The organism is Streptomyces rectiverticillatus (assembly GCF_013394065.1).
Lineage (GTDB): Bacteria > Actinomycetota > Actinomycetes > Streptomycetales > Streptomycetaceae > Streptomyces > Streptomyces rectiverticillatus.
The window spans coordinates 3,888,204-3,909,575 of the sequence record NZ_CP040752.1 but is presented as its reverse complement, the minus strand read 5'-3'; the positions used below and the strand labels follow the sequence as shown (position 1 = coordinate 3,909,575).

The 21,372-nt window shown below is 72.1% G+C and carries 16 protein-coding genes; 12 read left to right on the top strand and 4 right to left on the bottom strand.

The features are described 5' to 3' along the window. The first annotated feature begins 347 nt into the window (after positions 1-347). Positions 348-1,331: a DUF5926 family protein gene (locus FGW37_RS16905; RefSeq protein WP_179081813.1), complete on the top strand. Its 984-nt coding sequence runs from the start codon at positions 348-350 to the stop codon at positions 1,329-1,331. Between the two features lie 318 nt (positions 1,332-1,649). On the opposite strand, the gene FGW37_RS16900 is transcribed toward FGW37_RS16905, so the two are convergent. Then, positions 1,650-2,534, bottom strand: a complete 885-nt coding sequence (locus FGW37_RS16900) for a hypothetical protein (RefSeq protein WP_343067117.1) — start codon at positions 2,532-2,534, stop codon at positions 1,650-1,652. Between the two features lie 543 nt (positions 2,535-3,077). Continuing rightward, entirely contained in the window at positions 3,078-3,860 is a 783-nt protein-coding gene (locus FGW37_RS16895; protein ID WP_179081812.1) for a bifunctional DNA primase/polymerase, read from the bottom strand. A 1,063-nt stretch (positions 3,861-4,923) separates the two neighbouring features. On the opposite strand from FGW37_RS16895, the gene FGW37_RS16890 reads away from it, so the two are divergent. From FGW37_RS16890 to FGW37_RS16875, 4 genes are all read left to right on the top strand, one after another. Beyond that, positions 4,924-6,666 carry a PP2C family protein-serine/threonine phosphatase gene (locus FGW37_RS16890; RefSeq protein WP_179081811.1) on the top strand — a complete coding sequence of 581 codons (1,743 nt, stop codon included), beginning with the start codon at positions 4,924-4,926 and terminating at the stop codon, positions 6,664-6,666. A gap of 156 nt (positions 6,667-6,822) precedes the next feature. After that, entirely contained in the window at positions 6,823-8,283 is a 1,461-nt protein-coding gene (locus FGW37_RS16885) for an aminopeptidase P family protein (protein ID WP_179081810.1), read from the top strand. 148 nt (positions 8,284-8,431) lie between these two features. After that, on the top strand, positions 8,432-8,683 hold the full coding sequence (locus FGW37_RS16880) for an SCO4226 family nickel-binding protein (RefSeq protein ID WP_179081809.1): 252 nt from the start codon (positions 8,432-8,434) through the stop codon (positions 8,681-8,683). 544 nt (positions 8,684-9,227) lie between these two features. Next, a complete protein-coding gene (locus FGW37_RS16875; RefSeq protein ID WP_179081808.1) occupies positions 9,228-11,516 on the top strand; it encodes a coiled-coil domain-containing protein in 2,289 nt (762 codons plus the stop codon). A 232-nt stretch (positions 11,517-11,748) separates the two neighbouring features. Here the strand turns inward: FGW37_RS16875 and FGW37_RS16870 are convergent, their stop codons facing one another. Continuing rightward, positions 11,749-13,185: a DHA2 family efflux MFS transporter permease subunit gene (locus tag FGW37_RS16870; RefSeq protein ID WP_179081807.1), complete on the bottom strand. Its 1,437-nt coding sequence runs from the start codon at positions 13,183-13,185 to the stop codon at positions 11,749-11,751. Between the two features lie 63 nt (positions 13,186-13,248). Between FGW37_RS16870 and FGW37_RS16865 the strand changes: the two genes are divergently transcribed. Continuing rightward, positions 13,249-14,010 (top strand): ArsR/SmtB family transcription factor, encoded by a 762-nt coding sequence (locus FGW37_RS16865; protein WP_179081806.1) that lies wholly within the window; start codon positions 13,249-13,251, stop codon positions 14,008-14,010. Positions 14,011-14,259: 249 nt separating this feature from the next. Here FGW37_RS16865 and FGW37_RS16860 read toward each other — a convergent pair whose 3' ends face one another. After that, positions 14,260-14,742, bottom strand: coding sequence for an ATP-binding protein (locus FGW37_RS16860; protein WP_179081805.1), 483 nt, complete (start codon positions 14,740-14,742; stop codon positions 14,260-14,262). A gap of 222 nt (positions 14,743-14,964) precedes the next feature. On the opposite strand from FGW37_RS16860, the gene FGW37_RS16855 reads away from it, so the two are divergent. The 6 genes from FGW37_RS16855 (at position 14,965) to efeB (ending at position 21,332) form a co-directional block, all read left to right on the top strand. Continuing rightward, a complete protein-coding gene (locus FGW37_RS16855; protein WP_179081804.1) occupies positions 14,965-15,783 on the top strand; it encodes a hypothetical protein in 819 nt (272 codons plus the stop codon). A 180-nt stretch (positions 15,784-15,963) separates the two neighbouring features. After that, positions 15,964-16,713 carry a YcnI family copper-binding membrane protein gene (locus tag FGW37_RS16850; protein WP_179081803.1) on the top strand — a complete coding sequence of 250 codons (750 nt, stop codon included), beginning with the start codon at positions 15,964-15,966 and terminating at the stop codon, positions 16,711-16,713. 85 nt (positions 16,714-16,798) lie between these two features. Then, entirely contained in the window at positions 16,799-17,455 is a 657-nt protein-coding gene (locus FGW37_RS16845) for an SCO family protein (protein ID WP_179081802.1), read from the top strand. Then, the gene (locus FGW37_RS16840) at positions 17,455-17,931 is read left to right on the top strand and encodes a copper chaperone PCu(A)C (protein ID WP_179081801.1); all 477 of its coding nucleotides are present in this window, start codon (positions 17,455-17,457) and stop codon (positions 17,929-17,931) included. The genes FGW37_RS16845 and FGW37_RS16840 overlap by 1 nt, the downstream gene beginning before the upstream one ends. 6 nt (positions 17,932-17,937) lie before the next feature. Continuing rightward, positions 17,938-19,893: a copper resistance CopC/CopD family protein gene (locus FGW37_RS16835; protein ID WP_179081800.1), complete on the top strand. Its 1,956-nt coding sequence runs from the start codon at positions 17,938-17,940 to the stop codon at positions 19,891-19,893. Next, the gene (efeB, locus tag FGW37_RS16830) at positions 19,893-21,332 is read left to right on the top strand and encodes an iron uptake transporter deferrochelatase/peroxidase subunit (RefSeq protein WP_179081799.1); all 1,440 of its coding nucleotides are present in this window, start codon (positions 19,893-19,895) and stop codon (positions 21,330-21,332) included. The genes FGW37_RS16835 and efeB overlap by 1 nt, the downstream gene beginning before the upstream one ends. Positions 21,333-21,372: the final 40 nt, after the last annotated feature.

Below are 21,372 nucleotides of genomic sequence, written 5' to 3'. Positions count from 1 at the left end.
CGCCAGGGAACACGCTCCGCGGAGAGCGGCACCCCGCCACCGGCCGAGGACCCGCCGACCCGCCTACGCCGAAGCCGAAGCCGAAGCCGACCGACAGCCTCCCCGCACGCCTTCGTACGCGCCTTCGTACACGCCTTCCGCGTGCCTCCCGCCGTCCCCTCCTCCCGACGCCCCCGCGCGTGCCCGTCCCGGCCGCCGCGGCGAGCGCTAGGCTCGCGCCCGTACAAGCCGTACGAGCCGTACGCGCCACGTCGTACGGACCGGACCGTGTCGTACGCAGACCCGTACGCACACCGCCGTGCCCGCCGCGCCGTACGCACCTGCACCGATCGGGAGACACGCACGCCATGGCCAAGAAGCGCCGCCCCCAGACCAAGGGGCCCCAGACGAAGGCCTCATCGCCGCAGGCCGTCGACGGTCGGATCCCCGTCGTCGGCGCCCGCGAGTCCTGCCCGTGCGGCTCGGGCCGGCGCTACAAGGCCTGCCACGGCCGCGCGGCCGTGCAGGCGGCCACCGAGCTCGTCCAGCGGCCCTTCGAGGGCCTGCCCGGCGAGGCGGACTGGGTCGCGCTGCGCGAGCTGGTGCCCGCGGCGACGGTCGAGCTCGCCCTCAAGGGCGGGCTGCCGGAGGGCGTGCCGTCGGTGACACTGGCCACCGTGCTGCCGATGGCCTGGCCCGCCCTGCGCCGCGACAACGGCGCCGTGCTGCTGGGCCTGCAGAACGACACCGCCTCCGGCGACCTCAGCCGCGACCTCGCCGACACCCTTCGGCGCGCGCTGGAGGCCGCCCCGGGCACCCCGGTGACCGCCGGCCGCGCCGAGACCGACGGGCCGCGCCTGCAGGACCTGCTGGACCCTGAGGCTCCGTTCGAGCCGGACGTCCACACCGGCTTCGAGTTCTGGGTCGAGAACGCCGAGAACGCGACCGGCGAGGTCGCCGCCTCCCTGGACCGGGCCAACGCCGCCGCCATCCCCACGGCCCGCCTCTCCGGCGTCGAGGCCGCGTACTGGTGCGAGACCCCCGAGAAGAATCACCTCCGCTGGGTCATGACCCACCCCGAGGAGCAGCTTCTGGACGCTCTGGCCCGGCTGCACGCCGCGGGCACCTCCTCGCTCGGCGAAGGCACCCGCCTGGTCGGGTCGTTCCGGGCGCACGGCCTCACCGTGCCCGTCTGGGACCTGCCGAGCGACATGCGCGCGGAGGACACCGAGAAGCCGGCCGCGGCCTTCGCGGAGCGGCTGGCCACGGCACTCGCCGACACCTCTCCCCTGACGCCCGACGAGCGGCGGGCACGCAGCGGCCTCACCAGTCGTCAGATCACCCTGAACTGAGGCGGGTCCGCCCCCGGAGCGGCCGGGCGTAACGGGTCCCGGGGGCGGACTGTTGGATTCCAGGCAGCGGAGTAGTTGATTCCGGCGGCAAAATGGCCGCCATTCACGTGACTCCTGTCACAACTCCCGCTGTCAGCCCGGAAATACGCGTCCGGAAATCCACGATCGAATTTGCGAACGGCCGATCTCTTGTTACCGTTCTAGGAGCCCGGTCGCTGGTGCATCCCCCGTCGCCAGCGACCGGGCGTTTCCATGCCCGGGAACGCGGATGCGGGCACGGGCACGGGCGCAGGCACGGACGTCGACACGGACCGCCGGCTAATCCCCTCGGTCCTCCGCCGAGTTGCTTCCCGAGCGCAGCAGCAGCTTCCCGTCCGCCGATGCGATCTCCGCGACCGCCTCGTACGGATCTCCGCCGAGCTCGCCTCCGGCAGCATCCCCGGCCCCGGCCCCCGCCGCATTCCCGCCCCCAGCAGCCCTTCCGCTCCCTGCCGCCTGCCCGCTCCCCGCCCCGACCGTCCGCGCGCGAGGCGTCTCGCACCCGTCGGGGTCGTCGGAGGCGGTCGTACGGCAGTGCACCTGGACGGTCCGGCCGTCGGGGCCCATGAGGGTCAGAACGGCCCGCAGAGGGGCGCCTGTCGCGTTGCGGTAGTACGTACGGGCCCAGGTCTCGTTCCCCTGCTCCAGGACGCACGTCTGGGCCTCCACGCCTTCGGGCGAGGTGAGTTCAGGGCCGCAGCGGGCGGACGCCGAGACCGCCGGCCCGGCGGGGCCCGTCAGCGGCGGCGAGGCCGCGGGCCAGCCGCCGTCCGTGCCGCGCCCGCCGCGGGCCGCGTCCCGGCCCGCACCCGGGCCTGGACGCCCTCCCACGCCGAGCCCCTCGCCCAGGTCCTCTCCGAGGTCCGGGCCGAGGCCCCTGCCGAGGTCCTTGCCGAAGTTTTTACCCGGGCCTCCCAGCCCTGCCGACTCGCCACGCAGCCCGTCGCCGGCCCCCGGGTGCTTCCCCGGATGCTCGCCCCGCGCCGACTCCGGGCCCGGCAGGCCCACGGGACCGGCGGTGGCGGCGGCCAAGGGCAGCACGACGGCCAGCGCCACGGCGCTCGCCAGCGCGACCATACGGAGGTTGGCGCCCCGCGGCTCACCGCTCCGGCCGGACTCCGCGGGGGTCCCGCCGGGCTCCGCGAGGGTCTCGTCGGGCTCCACGAAGGTCCCATCGGTCTCCGCAAGGATTCCGTCGGGCTCCGCGGGCACCCTCGACCCACCGGACATCCCGGATGCACCGGACACTTCGGGCACACCGGATGCAGACGCACGCTCCATGGGGACCACCTGAGACTCGCCGCGCGGACGCTGAATGGATCGCGGGGACGGCTGGGACGGGCTCGGGACACCCCGGCCTCGGTTCGACCGGGCCCGGCCGGCATCGCCCGGCACAGGCCCTCACCCCTGAACATAGCGGTCAGGACAAGGCTCGCCCCGGGGCCGCGCGGTGGAATCCCGCAGAACTCGGACGGGCTTACACCCGTACGAGTGAGAGCGCGTGCGTCTCCCGTCCGTACGCGCTCTCCGTGTGCTCGTACCGGCGCTTCTCAAGGCCCTTCAAAGCCCCTCAAGACTCTTCGAGCTCCTCAAGGCTCTTACGAGCCCTCATGGCCGTCTCGAAGCTTCTCGAAGCTTCTCGAGGCCCCTCATGGCCTCTCATGGCTTCTCATGGCCTCTCAAGAGCGCCCTGCCGCATCCCTGCGGTCAGTAGGCCAGCCGGCTGCCGCCGCCCGGCGTGCCCGCGCTCTCCTCGACGAGGACGTCGACCAGAGCGGACACGTCCGGCAGCCACGGCGCGGTGGACCGGGTCGTACCTTCCCTACGCTCCGCGCGCTCGCTTCGATCCCCGCGGAACGTACGGATCCCGCCACCCGAGGCGCCGTTGACAGATCCGGCCGGGCCACTCCGGCCGCCGGGCAGCGGCGCCCGCTCCCAGCGCACCCTGCCCGCCCCCGTGGGCGACGGAGGCAGGGCCACGAAACCGCCCTCCCCGTGGAAGAGCAGCGAACCGGGCACCCAGTCCTGGCGGTGGAGCAGCTCGCCCAGGACCTCCAGCGAGTAGGGCGCCACGAGCAGGGCCCAGCGGGTGGGGGTGGCGACCACGGGGCCCAGGCGGATGCCCGCGCGGTCGAAGGCCGCAAGGGCGCGCGCGCCGGCTACCGCGGGCAGGCTCACCGCGCAGGGCGCACGGCCGCCCGTGGCGAGCACGACGGGTGCGTCGGGCCGGTTGGTCCACCACCAGCGGACCATACGGGCGTCCGTGGTGGCCGCCAGCAGCCCCGGGTCGAAGGGGTGGGCGCCGGGGGCCGCGCAGTCGGGCTGCGGGCAGCCGCACCGGCGTACGCGCCCGCCGTCGGGCCGCAGGCCCACGCCGGGCAGCACGGGCCACTGCCATTCGGTGGCATAGGCCAGGGCCGCGGTGAGCACCGCGGACCGGTCGCCTCGCCTGAGCGAGAGCTTGCGTCGCCTTCCGAGGATCTCGCGCATGAGCGCTCGTTCCTTTCCGTAAACGCCGAAGTCGGGACCCCCGCCGGTGGCAGGGGCCGGATCACGCTGATGGACTGCATGCATGCACTTCTGAACTGCCTTGCGCTGCCTTACGACCGCCTTACGACCGCCTTGCGACCTCCTGGCGACCACCTTGTGACTACCTCACCACTGCCTTGCGACTGCCTGGCGACTGCTCAGCGACTGCCTAGCGGTTTTGCACGGCCGTACGGGTGGTACGGATGGAACTCGCTGCACTGCTGCGCCGAACGGGTCCGCCGGCGCGCCGGAGCAGCCGGCCTGCGCACCGGCGTGCCGCGGAAACCCGTAAGGCGCTGCAGGGTCCTGCACGACCCTGCACAGCCCTGCGCGGTCATTGCACGGCACTGCGGGACTGCCTACTGGAACTGCACCTGAACTGCACTCGGGCCGCGTCCGAACTCCATGGCACTACGGCCCGACATGGCGCGCCGCTCAACACGCCGTGGCTCTTTCCAAGCCGACACACCACGTGGATCACTAGCCACTGCTTGTACAACGCAGCGCATCACGCCACGGGCCGAGCGTGAAACATGGCGGGGGGTGGCGCGCGTATGGCGCTTCGTGCCGAGCCTGTCGCCCCTCGCCTGCGGCATGGGTTTCCCCATCGCCCTCGGGTGCGGGCGCGGCCGTCGCCGGTTAAGACGCTCGGGCCCGCCGCCGGGTTCCGGGGCGGCCCCAACTGCCCCTGCCCTTCTTCGTGTACGTACCCACCGGTGTGGATATGACGCGCTGTCGAGCAACGTCAGTCGACCGCAAATCCATGGCCTCTGGACCATTTTCCGGCCAACTTTGAAACCCCATAGACACCACGAATCCCACCGGTTCAATGCTGGACATCTCCTTGCCCGGGCGTGTACATGTGGAGCACCGATAGCGCGCAACGCGACAGGGGGTTTGCGATGCTATTCATGAGAAAACACAGGTCAAGACGGTGGTCAAGAGGGAGCGGCGAAGCGCCGCGGGCCCTGGTGCACACGAGCGCCCGGCGCACCCCGCCCCCACCCGGTCCGGGTAGCCGACCATGACCACGCCCCACCTGCCGAAAGTGGCCGGAATCAACCCTCCGCTCCCCGCTCCCGCGCAGACTCCCGCCCCCGCATCTGCCGCCTCCTCCGCAGATTCCCTCTCCCCCGCTGCTTCCGGAGCGTCCGGCGCAGATGCATCAGCAGACGCAGGCACCGGCGACGCCGCGGACCCGTCCGCCGCTGCCGCCTCCTCCGGTCCCTCCGGCGCCTCCGGCTCCTCCGGCCCGGCGCTTCTCCCCGGCCCTTCCCTCCCCGCCCCCAACGCCCTCGTCCAGGACCGCCTCGCGGGCTGGATCTCCGACCTCACCACGCTCCAGGAGCTGACCGAGCGGCTCACCCGCACCACCACCCTCGACGCCGCCCTGCACGAGGCTCTGCGGGCGGGCGCGACGCTCGTGGGCGCCCGCCGCGGCCTGGTCACGCTGCACCCGGCCACGGGCCCCGGCCGCGACCACCCCGTCACCGTCGGCTTCGGGCTGGACCAGGCGGACCTCGGCCACATCGAGACCATCCCGCAGGCCGGGGCGGGGTCCGAGGCGTCCGAGGCGTCCGAGGCGTCCGAGGCGACCAAGCCGGCCAAGGCGGCCAAGCCGTCCGGGGCCTCTGAAGACTCCGGACCATCCGGACCATCCGGACCCTCCAGGACCTCCGGGACCTCCAGGCTCCCCGGAACCTCCGGAGCCTCGGGAGCGGAGGCCCCGCAGGAGGCCGCCCCAGGCCCCTTCGGCCGGTTGTTCGACGACCTGCCCCCGACGGGCTCCCGTACGGGCACCGCCCACCCCGACGTCGCCTCCGACGAGGGCCTCGACCCCCGATATCGCGAGGTCGCCGCCCGCCTCGGCTACGGCGCGAGCTACGCCGTCCCCCTGGAGACCGACCACGCGGGCCGGATCGGCGCTGCCGTCTGGCTGTACGACGAACCGGCCGAACCCACCGAGCGACAGCGCCACCTCGTCGGCCTCTACCGCGACCACGCCACCGAACACCTCGCCCGCCAGCTCGAACTGGCCGAGGCCCGGGAGACCGTGGCGACGCTCCGCGAAGAGCTGCTGCCGAGCAGGCTGCCCCGGACGCCTGGCATCCGGCTGGCCGTCCGGCACCGCACCGGTCCGCTCGGCGGCGGCGACTGGTACGACGCGCTGCCGCTGCCCGAGGGCGCGCTCGGCCTGGCCGTGGGCGGGGTAAGCGGTTCCGGTCCCAGCGCCGTGGCGGCCATGGGCCGGCTGCGGGCCTCCCTACGGGCGTACGCCGTCATGGAAGGGGAGGATCCGGTCGCGGTCCTCTCCGACCTCGAGCTCCTGCTGCGACTCACCGAGCCGGCCCGCGCCGCGACGGCGCTCTTCGCGTACTGCGAGCCGGCCGACCGCAAGGTCCTCCTGGCGGGAGCGGGCCACTGCCCGCCGCTGATCATCGGCGACCACCGCGTCGAGTTCGTCGAGACGTCGCTGTCCGCGCCGCTCGGGATGCTCGCCTGCTGGGAAGCGCCCAGCGTCGAGATCGAGCCAGCCCCCGGAGAAACGCTCCTCTTCTACAGCGACGGTCTGCTGCACCGGACCGGACGGCCGATGGACCGGGCCTTCGCGCGGCTGCGCACCGCGGCGGCGGGTGTGCCGAAGGCCGCGCGCCGGGACCCGGAGGCCCTGGTGGAGCACGTGCTGCGCACGATGCTGCCGCAGGAGAGCCACAGCGCCCGGGACGGGAGCGAGGACGTCGTCCTGCTGGCGGCCCACTTCGAGTGACCGGCTCCGTCCGTACGGCCGGCTTCCGTACGGCCAGCCCGCGACGCCCCGGACCGCTCCCCTCCGACCCCGTCCCCTTCCTCGGATTTTCCTCATAGTTTCCTCGCATTTCGGTCGCACATACGATGGAAAGCGCCCCGTCCGAGGAGGAAAGCAGTGACCGAGCAGCAGCCCGCGCCCGAGAACCCCGAAGGCGACGAGCCGATCAAGCAGCGGAAGAACGGCCTTTACCCCGCCGTCTCCGACGAGCTGGCCGCAAACATGAAGACCGGCTGGGCCGACACCGAGCTGCGCGACCTGCAGCCCGTCGAGCAGGCGCCGCACACGGCCCGCCGCCGCGCCGAGCTTTCCGCGCGCTTCCCCGGGGAGCGCCTGGTGATCCCGGCGGGGAACCTCAAGACCCGCTCGAACGACACCGAGTACAGCTTCCGCGCCTCCACGGAGTACGTGTACCTCACCGGTGACCAGACCGGGGACGGCGTGCTCGTCCTGGAGCCGACCGGCGCCGAGGGCCACCGGGCGACGATCTACCTGCTGCCCCGCTCCGACCGCGAGAACGGCGAGTTCTGGCTCGACGGCCAGGGCGAGCTGTGGGTCGGCCGCCGGCACAGCCTCACCGAGGCCGAGCAGCTGCTGGGCCTGCCGGCCAAGGACGTCCGCGAGCTCGCCGACGCCCTGCGCGCGGCCACCGGCCCGGTCCGCGCCGTCCGCGGCCACGACGCCGGCATCGAGGAGGCCCTGGCCGACAAGGTCACCGCCGAGCGCGACGAGGAGCTGCGCGTCTTCATCAGCGAGCAGCGGCTCGTGAAGGACGCCTTCGAGATCGGCGAGCTGCAGAAGGCCGTCGACTCCACCGTGCGCGGCTTCGAGGACGTCGTGAAGGTGCTCGACAAGGCCGAGGCCACCTCGGAGCGCTACATCGAGGGCACGTTCTTCCTGCGCGCCCGCGTCGAGGGCAACGACATCGGCTACGGCTCGATCTGCGCCGCCGGCCCGCACGCCACGACCCTGCACTGGGTGCGCAACGACGGCGCGGTCCGCTCCGGCGAGCTGCTCCTGCTGGACGCGGGCGTGGAGACGCACAGCCTCTACACCGCCGACGTCACCCGCACGCTGCCGATCAACGGCACGTACGACGACCTGCAGCGCAAGATCTACGACGCGGTGTACGAGGCGCAGGAGGCCGGCATCGCGGCGGTCAGGCCGGGCGCGAAGTACCGCGACTTCCACGACGCGGCGCAGCGCGTGCTGGCCGAGAAGCTGGTGGAGTGGGGCCTGGTCGAGGGTCCGGTGGAGCGCGTCCTGGAGCTCGGGCTGCAGCGCCGCTGGACCCTGCACGGCACCGGCCACATGCTCGGCCTGGATGTGCACGACTGCGCGGTCGCCCGTACCGAGACGTACGTGGACGGCGTCCTGGAGCCCGGCATGGTCCTGACCGTCGAGCCCGGCCTGTACTTCCAGGCGGACGACACCACCGTGCCCGAGGAGTACCGCGGCATCGGCGTCCGTATCGAGGACGACATCCTGGTGACCGAGGACGGCAACCGGAACCTGTCGGCGGCGCTGCCCCGGACGTCCGCGGACGTCGAGGCGTGGATGGCGTCCCTGAAGGGCTGAGAAACACCGCCCCCGACGGGGCGGGGAACCGCCGTGCGCGCGAGCCGCAGCCTCCCGGGCTGCGGCTCGCCGCGTTCCTGCGGTGGTCCGCCGCGGCCCCTGGGCGCATCATGGCCACATAGGGCGCACCCAGGGAGGTGTGGGAGCCATGAGCAAGTACATGGACGTCCATCACGGCATGAAGGGCATCACTGCCGAGCAGCTTCAGGAAGCGCACCGCAGGGATCTGGCCATCGAGTCGGAGGAGGGCGTGCACTTCGAGCGGGCCTGGGCGGACCCGAAGTCGGGCACCGTCTACTGCCTGTCCGAAGCGCCCTCGGCGGACGCGGTCAAGCGCGTCCACTCCCAGGCCGGGCACCCGGTCACGGAGGTCCACCCGGTACCACTGACGATCGAGTGACGGCCGGACCATCATCCTGAGTGATCACTGGCGCTCGGCTCAACGGTTGAGCACCCAGTGGACGAGGAGGGCTGCCGCAGAAGAGCCCACCGACCCGGCAGCCCCGTACATCACTCTCACGAGCACACGTCGGCTCACGCATCGCCACGGGGGACGGCCGCACCCCGGTCCTGCCGGCCCTTCCGACCCCTCCATCCCTTCCGCCCCTTCACCACAGTGGCAGCACGAGCGCGGCGGTTCCTCTACGACGTTGATGGCTTCTCCCAGCGATAGGGCTGTGCGCGACGATCAAAACCCTCTGTCGAACAAAACCCTCCGCCGAAGCCCACCTGTTGCGGAAGCAACCACAGTGCTGTCGTTCTCCATGGCAACTCCTCGGCACCTCACTCCCGGCCACCACACGAGTGCGTCACTGTTGCCGGATCACCCGGCAACACGCGATTCGGCCTCTCAAACATGCATCGGAGGCCATAGTGATGCTGGGGCGGGCGGGCGGCCGCCTTCCGTCAATCGTCATCGAGGGGCAAGAGTGCGGGACAAAGGCGTGGCCGGAGCACTGGCTCCGCTCGGCGAGGAGCTCTCCCTCGAGAAGCGAGCCCTCGCGGAAGCGTTACGGAAGCTGTTCCTCGGCCTGGAGACCAGCGTTCGCCGCTACGCAGTACGTCGTCATCGCGATCCGGGCACGCTGTCGCGCTATCTCAACGGCAGCCGCACCCCGCCCTGGGAGTTCGTCACCGATCTCATCACGGACCTCAACGAGCGGGGCCGGCCGATCACTCCCGACGTGGAACAGCTCCTCCGGACGCTCCACCGTGAGGCCCTTTCGTCGACTCCTCACGCCCATGAGCTGCAGAAACTGCAGGATGAGCTGGCCGAGGCCGACAAGGCCTCTCGCCAGGCGGACGTACAGCAGCAAGCTCTGACCGAGCTGCTCCAGGACAGGGAGCGCCGACTCGCCGATCTCCAGAACCAGCTACGCCTCGCCGAGCGGGTACGAGAGGAGGACCGCATCTCCTACGCAGCCTCCCTGACCCACCATCAGGACACCTGTGCGAGGCTGCAGGCGCAGCGCGATCAGCTGCTGGACGAGGTCTGCGGCCTCCGGGAAGCGCTGCACACCGCGAAACTGGCCGCCGATGCAGCCGAACACCGTTGCGACGAGCTGGAGAACGCCCTCAAGTCCGCCGAAAACCAGCTCGGTGAGGCCTCCGCGCCGTACTCCTTGGTGGAAGCGCTGGAAACAGCCGACCGCACCGCCACGGTCCCGCAGCTGATCGATCTGGTGAACCGCCTCGGAACGCCCGCAAGGAGGGCCATGGCCACGGAGCTCGTGGCAGCGGCGGCCAGGGAGCGGCCGGCGCAGGAGGCCGCCGCGCTGATCGAAGCTCTGTACGCGGTCGAACAGCACCAGCACGCGCAGGTGGCATTACAGGCCATGGTGCTCGTACGGCCCATCCACGAGACGGCAGCGCTCCTCGCGGAATTCGCCAGGGCCAGGCTGGACCCCGCCGCAGCGGTCGTCCTGCAGACGGCACTCGACGCCCACTCTCCATACGACATCGCCGTCATAGCCGCGGACCTCCACGCGCGCGGTGTGCCGGAGCTGAAGGAGCACATCACCGTCGTACTGGGGTCCGCCCTGACGATCAAGCCCTTCGACTACGCCGTCGAACTACTGAAGGCACTCGATGCATCGGGTGCCCTCCATCTCGCCGAGCCCGCGGTGGCCGTTTGCGGCCTGCGGCGCTCGGTCTGGGACCTGGCGGAACTGATCAGCATTCTCACGGTGGGCGGTTTCGCCCACCTGGCGAACATCGTCCGGGACTCGGCAGCGGCCCGCCCCGCCAAGGAAGTCGTCGATCTTGTCGACGCGCTGCGCCGGGAAGAGATGGTGTCTCAGGCCGAGCACGTGCTGTCACTGAGCGCGGAGAACGGGGAAACCGGACACGTGGCAGCGCTGGTCGCGGCCCTCAGCACAGAGAACCTGCAGGATCTGGCCGGGCAGGTGCTCTCCCGCGCGATCCGCGAATGGCCCGTGGGCGACATCGCGGAGTTGATCGCCGACTTCTGGCGGGCCGGCGAGGCGGGCCACGCGGTCATCACCCTCTCCGACACCGTGCACATCCTGCCGACCGAGGACTTCTGCACCCTGTTCAAAGCGCTGGATTTCACCACCGCAGGCAACGCGGACACCATCCTCGCCCATGCCTGCGCGGTGGCTCCGCACAACGATCTGGCGGCCCTGATCACCGCCCTGGACAGATCTCAGTTCCACGGCCATGCGGACCGCGCTTTCTGGATGAGCATCGGAAACCGCACGACGGGGCACGCGGCGCTGCTGATCTCGTCGCTGCGCGGCTCGGACTCCCGGCACGTCTCCCAGGACGCACTGCGGGCATACGGAGACACCCGCCCCATCAGCGACGTCGCCGCCCTCAGCGTCGCTCTGGATGCCACGGGGCTGCGCCACGATGTGCACACCTGCGTCTTGGGCGCGGGCCCGCAGGCGCGATTTCGCATACTCACTCTCCTGCCCGCTCTCGACGGGAGGCCGGGCGGCCCGCACCTCGCCGACGATCTCCTGCGGGAGCTCGCGGAACGCTGCTCGACCGAGGAGAACATCGAACTGGCGCTGGCTCTGGACTCGCTGCCGCTCAGGGGCGAGGGGTACCGACGGGTCTTCCACGACGCCGCCTGCGGCGCCGGTGGGCATCTCGGCAGCAAGAAGGATTTCCCCAAAGAGTTGAGAAGGCGCAAAAAGGCGCTGCGCAAGGCGGCGCTGAAGAGCGCGAAACAGAGCCGGGGAAGCCGGAGGAGGACCGTCGACGTCTGACACTCACGACTGACACCCGGTCTGCGGCACCCCCGCCGAGCACGACCGGGCCCTGCTGGACCGCGCGGGCATAGCTGGGCTCGGTGCGGTGCGGGACCGGCGACCGGTGAGCCGGCTGCTCCAGGCGGCCGTGCACCGAGTCGTTCCGCAGCAGGTGAGCCAGGAGGGCGGGGTCGGTGAGGTCGTTAACGGCCGCATTTTCCACGTCTGGCTGGCCTCGGAGACGGGAAGGTCAGGAAGCGGCGGCCCGCTGCTTCGCGGCCCGCCAAGAGGACAGCGCCAGCAGGGCGCCGGCGAAGAACGCCGCGGAGGCGATGACGGCCGCGGTGTGCAGGCCGGGCACGAGGTCGCCCGAGGTCGCGGTGAGGATACTGAAGAGGGCCACGCCCACGGCGTTGCCGATCTGCCGCGCCACGTTGAACACCGCCGACGCCACACCGGCGCTCTCGTCCGGGGCGGCCTGCACGATGGCGGCGGTCGCGGCCGGGACTGTGGTCGGGGTGGCCAGACCGGTGGCGACCAGGGCGAACAGCAGCATCCAGTACGGGGTGTCCGGGCCCGCCGGCAGCCAGCCGAGGAAGCCGACGGCACCGAGCAGCAGGGCTGCGGTCATGGGGACGTACGGTCCGTACCGCGCGGTGAGGCGACCGGAGAGGGGGGCCGCGACGACGGCCATGCACACGGTCGGCAGCAGGGCGATGCCGGCCCCCAGGGCGTCGTACCCGCGCTCGTTCTGCAGGTACAGCGTGGACAGGTAGAGCATGCCGTAGTAACCGAGGTTCAGCAGGACGCCTACGGCCGCAGAGGAGGAGAAGCCGGGGGAGCGGAAGAGCGAGGGGGGCAGCAGCGGGGCCTTCCCGTCCTCGGCGCGGGTCTCGAGACGGCGCTCGACCAGCAGGAACAGGCCCAGCGCGACGACACTGACGGCCAGGGCGCCCAGCACGACCGGCGAGGACCAGCCCTTGGTACCCGCCTCGTTGAGCATGGCGGCCAGCGCAGTCAGGCCAACGATGCCCAGCACCTGGCCGAGCGGGTCCAGGCCACGCACGCCGGTGCGCGTCTTGGGCTTGGGGGCCGGCACGTACTTCAGAGTCAGCCACATGCCGAGGAAGGCGATCGGCACGTTGATCCAGAAGGCGGCGCGCCAGTTCAGGCCGCCCACGAGCAGGCCGCCGACCAGCGGTCCGGCAGCGAAGGCGACACCGGCGACACCGCCCCAGACGCCGATGACCTTGGCGCGCGCGGCCCGCTCCGGGTACGCCGCGGCCAGCAGCGCCAGGGAGGTGGGCACCAGCAGGGCGCCGCCGGCGCCCTGCAGCAGCCGGGAGGCGATCAGCGTGGCGGCGTCGGCGGCCACGCCGCAGCCGACGGAGGCCACGGTGAAGACGCCAAGGCCGGTGAGGAACACCTTGCGGTGGCCCAGGCGATCGCCGAGCCCGCCGCCGAGGAGCAGCAGACCGGCGAAGACGGTGCTGTAGCCGTCCACGACCCAGGCCATGGCGGAGGTGCCGGCTCCGACGGACTCCCGGATGGTGGGAACGGCGACCGTGACGACGGTGACGTCGAGCATCACCAGGAAGTAGCCGAGGCTGAGCGCGATGAGAGGCGGCCAGGACAGCCGCTCCTGCGCGGCCGGCGCGACCGCGACCGGGTCTGTCGTAGTACTCATGGCGACGATGCTCGGCGCCGAATGCTTAGTAACTTGTCAAAGTGTGGACGTAAGCTCCTGATCATGAAGGAAGTGATGCGCGAGCCGGACCTGGCACGGGCCGCCCGGTTGTTCTCCAGCGCCTCCCGGGCCCGGATGCTCAAGGCACTGTGCGATGGCCGTCCGCTGGCAGCGAGCGTGCTGGCGGCCGAGGCCGGCGTCAGCGTGGCGACCGCGAGCGTCCACCTCGGGCAGCTCGTCGAGGCAGGACTCGTCCTGGTCAAACACTCCGGGCGGCACCGCTACTACCGCCTGGCGAGCCCGGAAGTGGCCGTAGCCATGGAAGCGCTTGCCGTCATCGCGCCGACCGACGCGACCCCCGTCACATCCTTGCGCGTCAGCAGCCGGGAGAACGCCCTGCGCCGCTCGCGTACCTGCTACGACCACCTGGCCGGTTCGCTGGGCGTGACACTCATGGGGGCATTCCTCGACCAGGGGCTGCTGACCGGCCGCACGACGGATACAGCTCCGCGCGTCATCGCCGACCGGCCCGCGTCCTACGGTAAGGACGTCGAGTACCGGCTGACCGCGGACGGCGCGGAGCGTTTCCGTGCCTTCGGGGTCGACGTCGACGGGCTGTCCGGCGCCCGGCGCCCGGCGGTGCGGTACTGCGTGGATTGGAGCGAGCAGCGCCATCACCTCGCCGGCGCCCTGGGCGCCGCGGTGACCGCGCGCTTCTTCACGCTGGGCTGGCTGCGCTACGGCGTTTCCCCGCGCGTGGTCCACCTCACTGACAAGGGACGGCGCGGGCTGGTCGAGTCCTTCGCGGTCACCGTGGCCGACTGACGCCCCCGTACGCCGCCGGTACGCACGCGAACGGGGCCCCGTCGCACGACGGGGCCCCGTTGGTGGGAAGCCCGGAAAAGCGGGGAGCCGGGGTCAGGCGGTCTCGCGGGAGACGGTGGGGCGGGGCACATGCCGGAGGCCGCCGTGCCTTCGGGGCTTGCGGGCACCGGCCGGTGCAGAGCGGCGCAGGCTGCCGCACGCCCGCGCCCATGAGACTCGTTTTCGCAGGTCAGGACAACTTATTTGCGCTCAAGACGCCCGCAGCAGCGCCGCAGCTGGAGACCCGCCCTCTCTCCACTTGAGGATCTTGTCGAAGGTGACCACGGCCCCCTGGCGGCCCGGGCGGTTGCGTACGCGGACGTGGTCGGTGAGCGACTCGATAAGGAAGAGGCCCCTGCCGTGCTCGTCCTCGGCGGGGGCCAGGGGGCGCGGCGGCTGCGGGCGCTGCCGGCGGCGTTCGTGCGGGCGGGGCTGCTCCGGGAAGCCCGGGCCGGAATCGGTGACCTCGATCCGGCAGGTGTCGCCGTCGATGAACGCGGTCACGAGATAGCCCGTGGAGGAATCGCCTCCGTGCTCGACGGCGTTCGCACACGCCTCGCTCAGGGCGAGCGAAAGATCATAGGAGATATCGGGGTCGACGCCGGCCGTCTCCATCGCGCCGATCAGCAACCGCCGCGCGAGCGGAACGCTCGCGGCCTCCCGCCGCAGATGGAGTGACCACCAAATGCTCATGCTCAGCCTCCTGGCCGCGGCTCGACATACCGATACGTATAGCCAGCACTGACGCCCCGTAAGCCTCCGGAGCGTGTGAGACCGCTCATTCGGACGACGCGCCCGGCGGGTGCATCGGTGTATGGCAGTGGACGGGAGTGCGCCGGTGCGCCCCCGCCGGGTGGAGATCGAGCGCCCCCTGCTGTAGGGGAGGAGTAAGCCCGGTGGGATGATGGCGCAGCCATGTCTCACCCCGTCGCGCGCGTCGGCGCCGATCTGCGACTGATCCGGGCCGCGGTGTTCACCGCGGTCTGCGTTCTGCTGTCCGCGGGCGGGCACGTACTGGCGTCGTGCGCGAAGGTGCCGCTGTGGACCCTCGCGGCCGGCTTCGTGGCGGTGTTCGCCGTGGCCGTGCCGCTGGCGGGGCGGGAGCGTTCGCTGCCGTCGATCGCCGCGGGTCTGGCGGCCGGGCAGCTCGCACTGCACACGCTCTTCGGCATCGGCCAGCAGGGCGCCGCAGTGGCGGCGCGGCAGACGGCCACCGAAGGCCGGCTGATCACCTTCGCTTCGAAGCTGGTCTGCAACCAGCCGCACCTCATGTCCGCATCCGACGCCCGCCGCGTCATCACCGACGCGGGCCTCGACCCGGCCGTGCATCCCCTGCAGCAGTCGGGGGCGGCGGTCACCGGCGCGGGCTCCGGAATGCACTCCGGGATGCCCTCCGGCTCGCTGCTCGACGCGCTCCCCCTCTCGCTGCCGATGCTGCTCGGCCACCTGCTCGCGGCGCTCGCCGCGGGCTGGCTGCTGCGGCGTGGCGAGGTGGCGCTGTGGCGAGTGGTCGCGCTCTCGGAGCGGTCCGCGCGCGAGGTCGCGGAGACCTCTCTCGTACGGGCGCTGCGCACCGCATTCGCGCTCGTGGGCACCTTGAGGGAGACGGCCGCCGGGCAGCCGCCGGTCGCCGGTCCGCGTTCGTCCGGGGACGAGGAGCGGCCCGCGACGGAGCCGGTGCTCCAGCACTTCGTGATCAGGCGGGGCCCGCCGGCCTTCGCCCTCGCGGCCTGACGACGCGACACCCTTCCCCTCCCCCCTTCCCCCGAGCAGCCGAGCGCCTCCCGCTCTGCAGCGCGCTCGCGCACGCCCGTACACAGGGCGCATCCCGGGCAGGAGGGCGGGTCGCACGGTCGTCGCCGCCGCACGCGTGCCACCCCCCTTCACCGATCCCTCCTGCCCTGGAGTGTCCCCATGAACGCCAAGACCGCTCGCCGCCGCCTCCCCGTCATCGGCGCCGTCGCCGCCGGCACCGTCCTGCTCCTCGCCGGCCCCGCCGCCGCGCACGTGAGCGTGCAGCCCGGCACCGCCGAGAAGGGCGGCTACAGCACCATCGCCTTCAAGGTGCCGAACGAGAAGGACAACGCCTCGACCGTGAAGCTCGAGGTCACCCTCGACCCGAAGCACCCGCTCTCCTCGGTGATGCCCCAGCCGGTCCCCGGCTGGGAGGTGAAGGTCGAGAAGACCAAGCTGGAGAAGCCGCTGCAGACGCACGGCAAGACGATCGAGGAAGCCGTCAGCAAGATCACCTGGACCGGCGGCAAGATCGAGCCGGGCCAGTTCCAGCAGTTCCCGCTGTCCGTCGGCAAGCTGCCCGAGGACGCCGACGAGCTGGTCTTCAAGGCGCTCCAGACGTACTCCGACGACGACGTCGTCCGCTGGATCGACCCGTCCAAGCCGGGCGGCGCCGAGGCCGAGCACCCCGCGCCCACCCTGAAGCTCGTCGCCAAGGCCGCCGCCGACGGCAAGAAGGCGGGCTCCAAGGACGGTACCGGGGACACCGCCAAGGGCGATGACAAGGCCGAGAACGCGTCCGAGAAGTCGGACAAGGGCGACGGCGGTTCCGACACCACCGCCCGCACGCTCGGCATCGTCGGCATCGTCGTGGGCGCGGCGGGCGTCGCCTTCGGCGTGCTCGCCGGGCGCCGCCGCTCGGCGGCCTGACACACGGACCGGCCGGGGCGCCGGGCCCCTCACGGAGGCCGGCGCCCTGCCCCGCACCACCGACCCCTCTCTGGAGAAGAGCTCCATGCGCACCCGCATTCTGGGCGCGGCCCTGGCCACGGCCGCCGCGCTCACGCTGACCGCCTGCGGCGGCGGCTCGGACGACGACGGCGGCGACAAGCCCCTGGCCGACGTCTCCGCGGCGCCGAAGAAGGCCGCGATCACCCTCGACACCCCGAAGACCAAGCCGGACCTGGTCCTCACCGACACGAACGACAAGAAGTACGAGCTGGTCAACGCGACCAAGGGGCGCCCGCTCCTCCTCTACTTCGGCTACACCTACTGCCCCGACGTGTGCTCCACGGTCGTCGCCGACATCGCGGCGGCCGAGAAGACGCTGTCCAAGGAGGACCAGGACAAGCTCCAGGTCGTCTTCGTCACCACCGACCCGGAGCGCGACACGCCCAAGCGCATGCGCGAGTGGCTGGACGCCCAGGGCGGCCAGGACATAGTCGGCCTCACCGGTGACTTCGCCACCATCCAGGCGGCGGCGAAGAGCGTCGGCATCTTCGTGGAGAAGCCGAAGAAGGAGAAGGACGGCTCCATCACCGTCAGCCACGGAGCCGAGGTGGTCGGCTTCTCGCCGAAGGACAACGGCGGGCACTGGATATACACCACCGAAACCAGCAAGGACCAGTACTCCAAGGATCTCCCGAAGATCATCAAGGGGGAGAACCCGTAATGCGCAAGACCACCGCCGCCACCGCCGCCGCCCTGCCGCTCGTCCTCGCCGGAGGGCTCCTGCTGCTCACCGGCTGCCAGTCCGAGAAGAACGCCCTGGCGTCCGACAAGCCGCAGCTCTCGGTCAGCGGCGCCTATCTGCCGCAGCCCGCGATGACCGACATGGCCGCCGCCTACCTCACCGTCAGCAACGACGGCGGCAAGGCCGACCGGCTCACCAAGGTCACCAGCCCGCTCTCCGGTGACATCACCATGCACACCACCGAGGGCTCGCAGATGAAGCACGCGGCCGCGCTCGACGTGCCGGCCAAGGGCGAGCTGAAGCTCGCCCGCGGCGGCACGCACCTGATGCTCGGCAAGCTCGACCACAAGCCGAAGGTCGGCGAGAAGATCGAGTTCACGCTGCACTTCGCCACCGCCGGACCGGTCAAGGTCAAGGTGCCGGTGGAGTCCACGACGTTCCGTCCCAAGGACTGACGTGCGATGAAGACCCTGACCGCCGGACGGCTGCTGCCGGTCCTCGGCACGCTGCTCGCCGCGCTGCTCTGCGCGCTCGGGCCCGGGGCGGGCAGCGCCTCGGCGCACGCCGCGCTGACCTCGACCGACCCGGCCTCCGGGTCGGTGGTGCCCGTCGCGCCCGAGAAGGTGAAGCTCACCTTCTCCGAAGGCGTCCTGCTCAGCGCCGACTCGGTGCGGGTCCTCGACCCGCAGGGCAAGCGCGTCGACGAGGGCAAGCCGGCGCACGTGGACGGCAAGTCGAACACCGCGTCCGTCGGGCTCGCCGGCGGGATCGCCGACGGCACCTACACGGTGGCTTGGCAGGCCGTCTCCGCGGACAGCCACCCGGTGGCCGGGGCCTTCACCTTCTCCATAGGCGCGCCGTCGAAGACGGCGGCGAAAGTGACGACGGCCAAGGCCGACCCGGTCGTCGACGCTCTCTACACCACAGGGCGCTATGCGGCCTATGCCGGTTACCTCCTCCTCGTCGGCGGCTGCGTGTTCGCAGGCGTGTGCCGCTCCTCGCGGCCGGTGCAGCGCATCGCGGTCGGCGGCTGGATCACCCTCTTCGCCGCGACCTCGGCGCTCCTGCTGCTGCGCGGCCCGTACACGGGCGGCAAGGGCCTCGGCGCCGCCTTCGACCTGACCCTCCTCGGTGACGTCCTGGCCACCAAGCCGGGCGCGGCGCTGCTGTCCCGACTGCTGCTGCTGAGCGCCGCCGCGGTCTTCCTCGCCGTCCTGTTCGGCTCGTACGCCCGCGAGGACGGCGACCGCACGGGCATGGAGCGCCGCGACGTCGCCTACGGGCTCGCGATCGGCGGCGCGGTCGTCGCCGCCGGGCTCGCGGCGACCTGGGCCATGGCCGAGCACGCCTCTGCGGGCCTGCAGCCCTGGCTCGCGATGCCGGTCGACGTCCTGCACCTGCTGGGCGTCGCGGTGTGGCTGGGCGGTCTGGCCTCCCTCCTGGCCGTGCTGTGGACGGGAGCGCCCATCCGGCGGGCGGACGTGCAGCGTTTCTCCCGGCTCGCCTTCACCTCGGTGTGCGTGCTGGTGGCGACCGGCCTCTACCAGTCCTGGCGGCAGGTCGGCTCGTGGGGCGCGCTCACCGGCACGGAGTACGGCCGCTGGCTCCTCCTCAAGGTCGCGCTCGTGACGGGCATGCTCGGCCTCGCGTACTTCTCGCGGCGCTGGACGGACCGGCTCACGGACCGGCTCACGGACCGCCGCCCGGCGGCGAAGAAGGCTGCCCCGTCCGCGAAGGCGGTCCAGGCCAAGCCGGTCCAGGCCAAGGCGGCCGGGCAGGCCCGTGGCGCCAAGGCGGCGAGCCCCTCCCCGGAGGACAAGGACACCTCTCCCGAGCGGGCCGCCCAGCTCGCACGCCAGCGGGAGGCCTTGGAGAAGGCCGCGGGGCAGCGGCGGCGCGACGCCGACGAAGGCCGCAGCGGACTGCGGCGCTCCGTCCTCGCCGAGGCCGGGGTCGCCGTCGCCGTGCTCGCCGTCACCACGCTCCTCACCGGCACCCAGCCCGGGCGGGCCGAGACCGAACAGCGGCAGGCCGCCTCTTCCGGCGGCGCCCGGACCACCGCGCCGGACGCCTCCGGCCCGGCCGAGGTGAAGATCCCGTACGACACCGGTGGCACGAACGGGCGGGGCACGGCCGTCGTTCGTATCGACCCGGCGCGCTCGGGCGACAACACCCTCGGCGTCTCCGTGACCGACCCGGCAGGCAAGGCCGTCGACGTACCGGAACTGGAGGTCTCCTTCACCGAGACGCGGAAGAACATCGGCCCGCTGCGCACGTCCCTCAAGCGCGGCCCGGCCGGCCGCTGGCAGGCCTCCGGCTTCCAGCTGCCCATGGCCGGCGAGTGGCAGCTCACCCTGACCGTACGGACCTCCGACATCGACCAGATCACGGAGATCAGGAACGTGAAGATCAACTGATGACTGAACGATCCCAGGACGAAGAGAAGACCTCCCAGGGCCCACAGGCCGGGAAGGCCCCGCAGGCCGCCAAGATCGTGGAGGAAGCCAAGGCCTCCTCCAGGGCGGCGGGAACCGCGGCGGCCACCAAGCCGGCGGGAGGCGCCGGGGCCGCGAAGTCGGGCCCCGGCCGGGGCGATCAGCCCGGCCGGCCCGTGCAGGCCCGCGGCACGAACGGCGTCAGCCGCCGCCGGCTGCTCGGCACGGCCGGCGCCGCGGGCGCGGCCGGGCTCGTCGCGGGCGGCGCGGCCGGAGCGGTCGCCGCCGAGACCGTACGGAAGGACCCGGCCCCGCTGAACGGTGTCGGATCCGCGAGCAGACCCTTCCACGGCGTGCACCAGGCCGGAATCGCCGATCCCGCGCAGACATGCGGCCACATGGCTGCCTTCGACCTCGCGCCGGGCGCCGACCGCAAGGCCGCGGCCGCGCTGCTGCGGCGGTGGTCGGCGACCGCCGCCGACCTCATGGCCGGGCGGACGCCCAAGGGCGACGACTCCGGGGTCGCGCTCGACGCGGGCCCCTGCTCGCTGACCGTCACCTTCGGCTTCGGCCGGACGTTCTTCGACCGGACCGGGCTCGCCTCGAAGCGGCCCGCCGCCCTGGAGCCGCTGCCCGCCTTCACCGCCGACGCGCTCGACCCCAAGCGCAGCGAGGGCGACCTGTGGGTGCAGATCGGCGCCGACGACGCGCTCGTCGCCTTCCATGCGCTGCGGCTGCTCCAGCAGCAGGCCGGGAGCGCGGCACGGCTGCGCTGGCAGATGAACGGCTTCAACCGGACGCCGGGGGCGACAGCGCAGCCGATGACGGCCCGGAATCTGATGGGTCAGGTCGACGGCACCAACAACCCCCGGCCGTCGGACCCCCGCTTCGCGGCCCACGTCTATGTGCCGGAGGACCGCAGCGGCGCGGACGCCTGGATGGCGGGCGGCTCGTACGCGGTGGTGCGGCGCATCCGCATGCTGCTCGACAGCTGGGACCACCTCTCCCTGGAGCGCCAGGAGAAGGTGATCGGCCGCCGCAAGTCGGACGGGGCGCCGCTGTCCGGCGGCACGGAGACGACGCCGGTGGACCTCAACAAGTTCCGCGAGGACGGGTCGCTGGCGATCGCGGGTGATGCGCACATCCGCGTCGCGTCGCCGGCGTCCAACCGGGGCGCGACGATGCTGCGGCGGGCGTTCTCCTACCATGACGGCTTCCTTGATGACGGGGCTCCGGACGCGGGCCTGCTGTTCGTCGCCTGGCAGGCGGACCCGCTGAAGGGTTTCGTGCCGGTGCAGCGGAAGCTGGACCGCGGTGACGGTCTCTCCCGCTTCCTGCGGCACGAGTCGAGCGGCCTCTACGCGGTGCCGGGCGGCTGCGCGCCGGGCGAGTACGTGGGGCAGCGGCTGCTGGAGGGCTGAGGACGGCCGGAGGACTGAGGACCGCAGGGCCCGGCCGTGC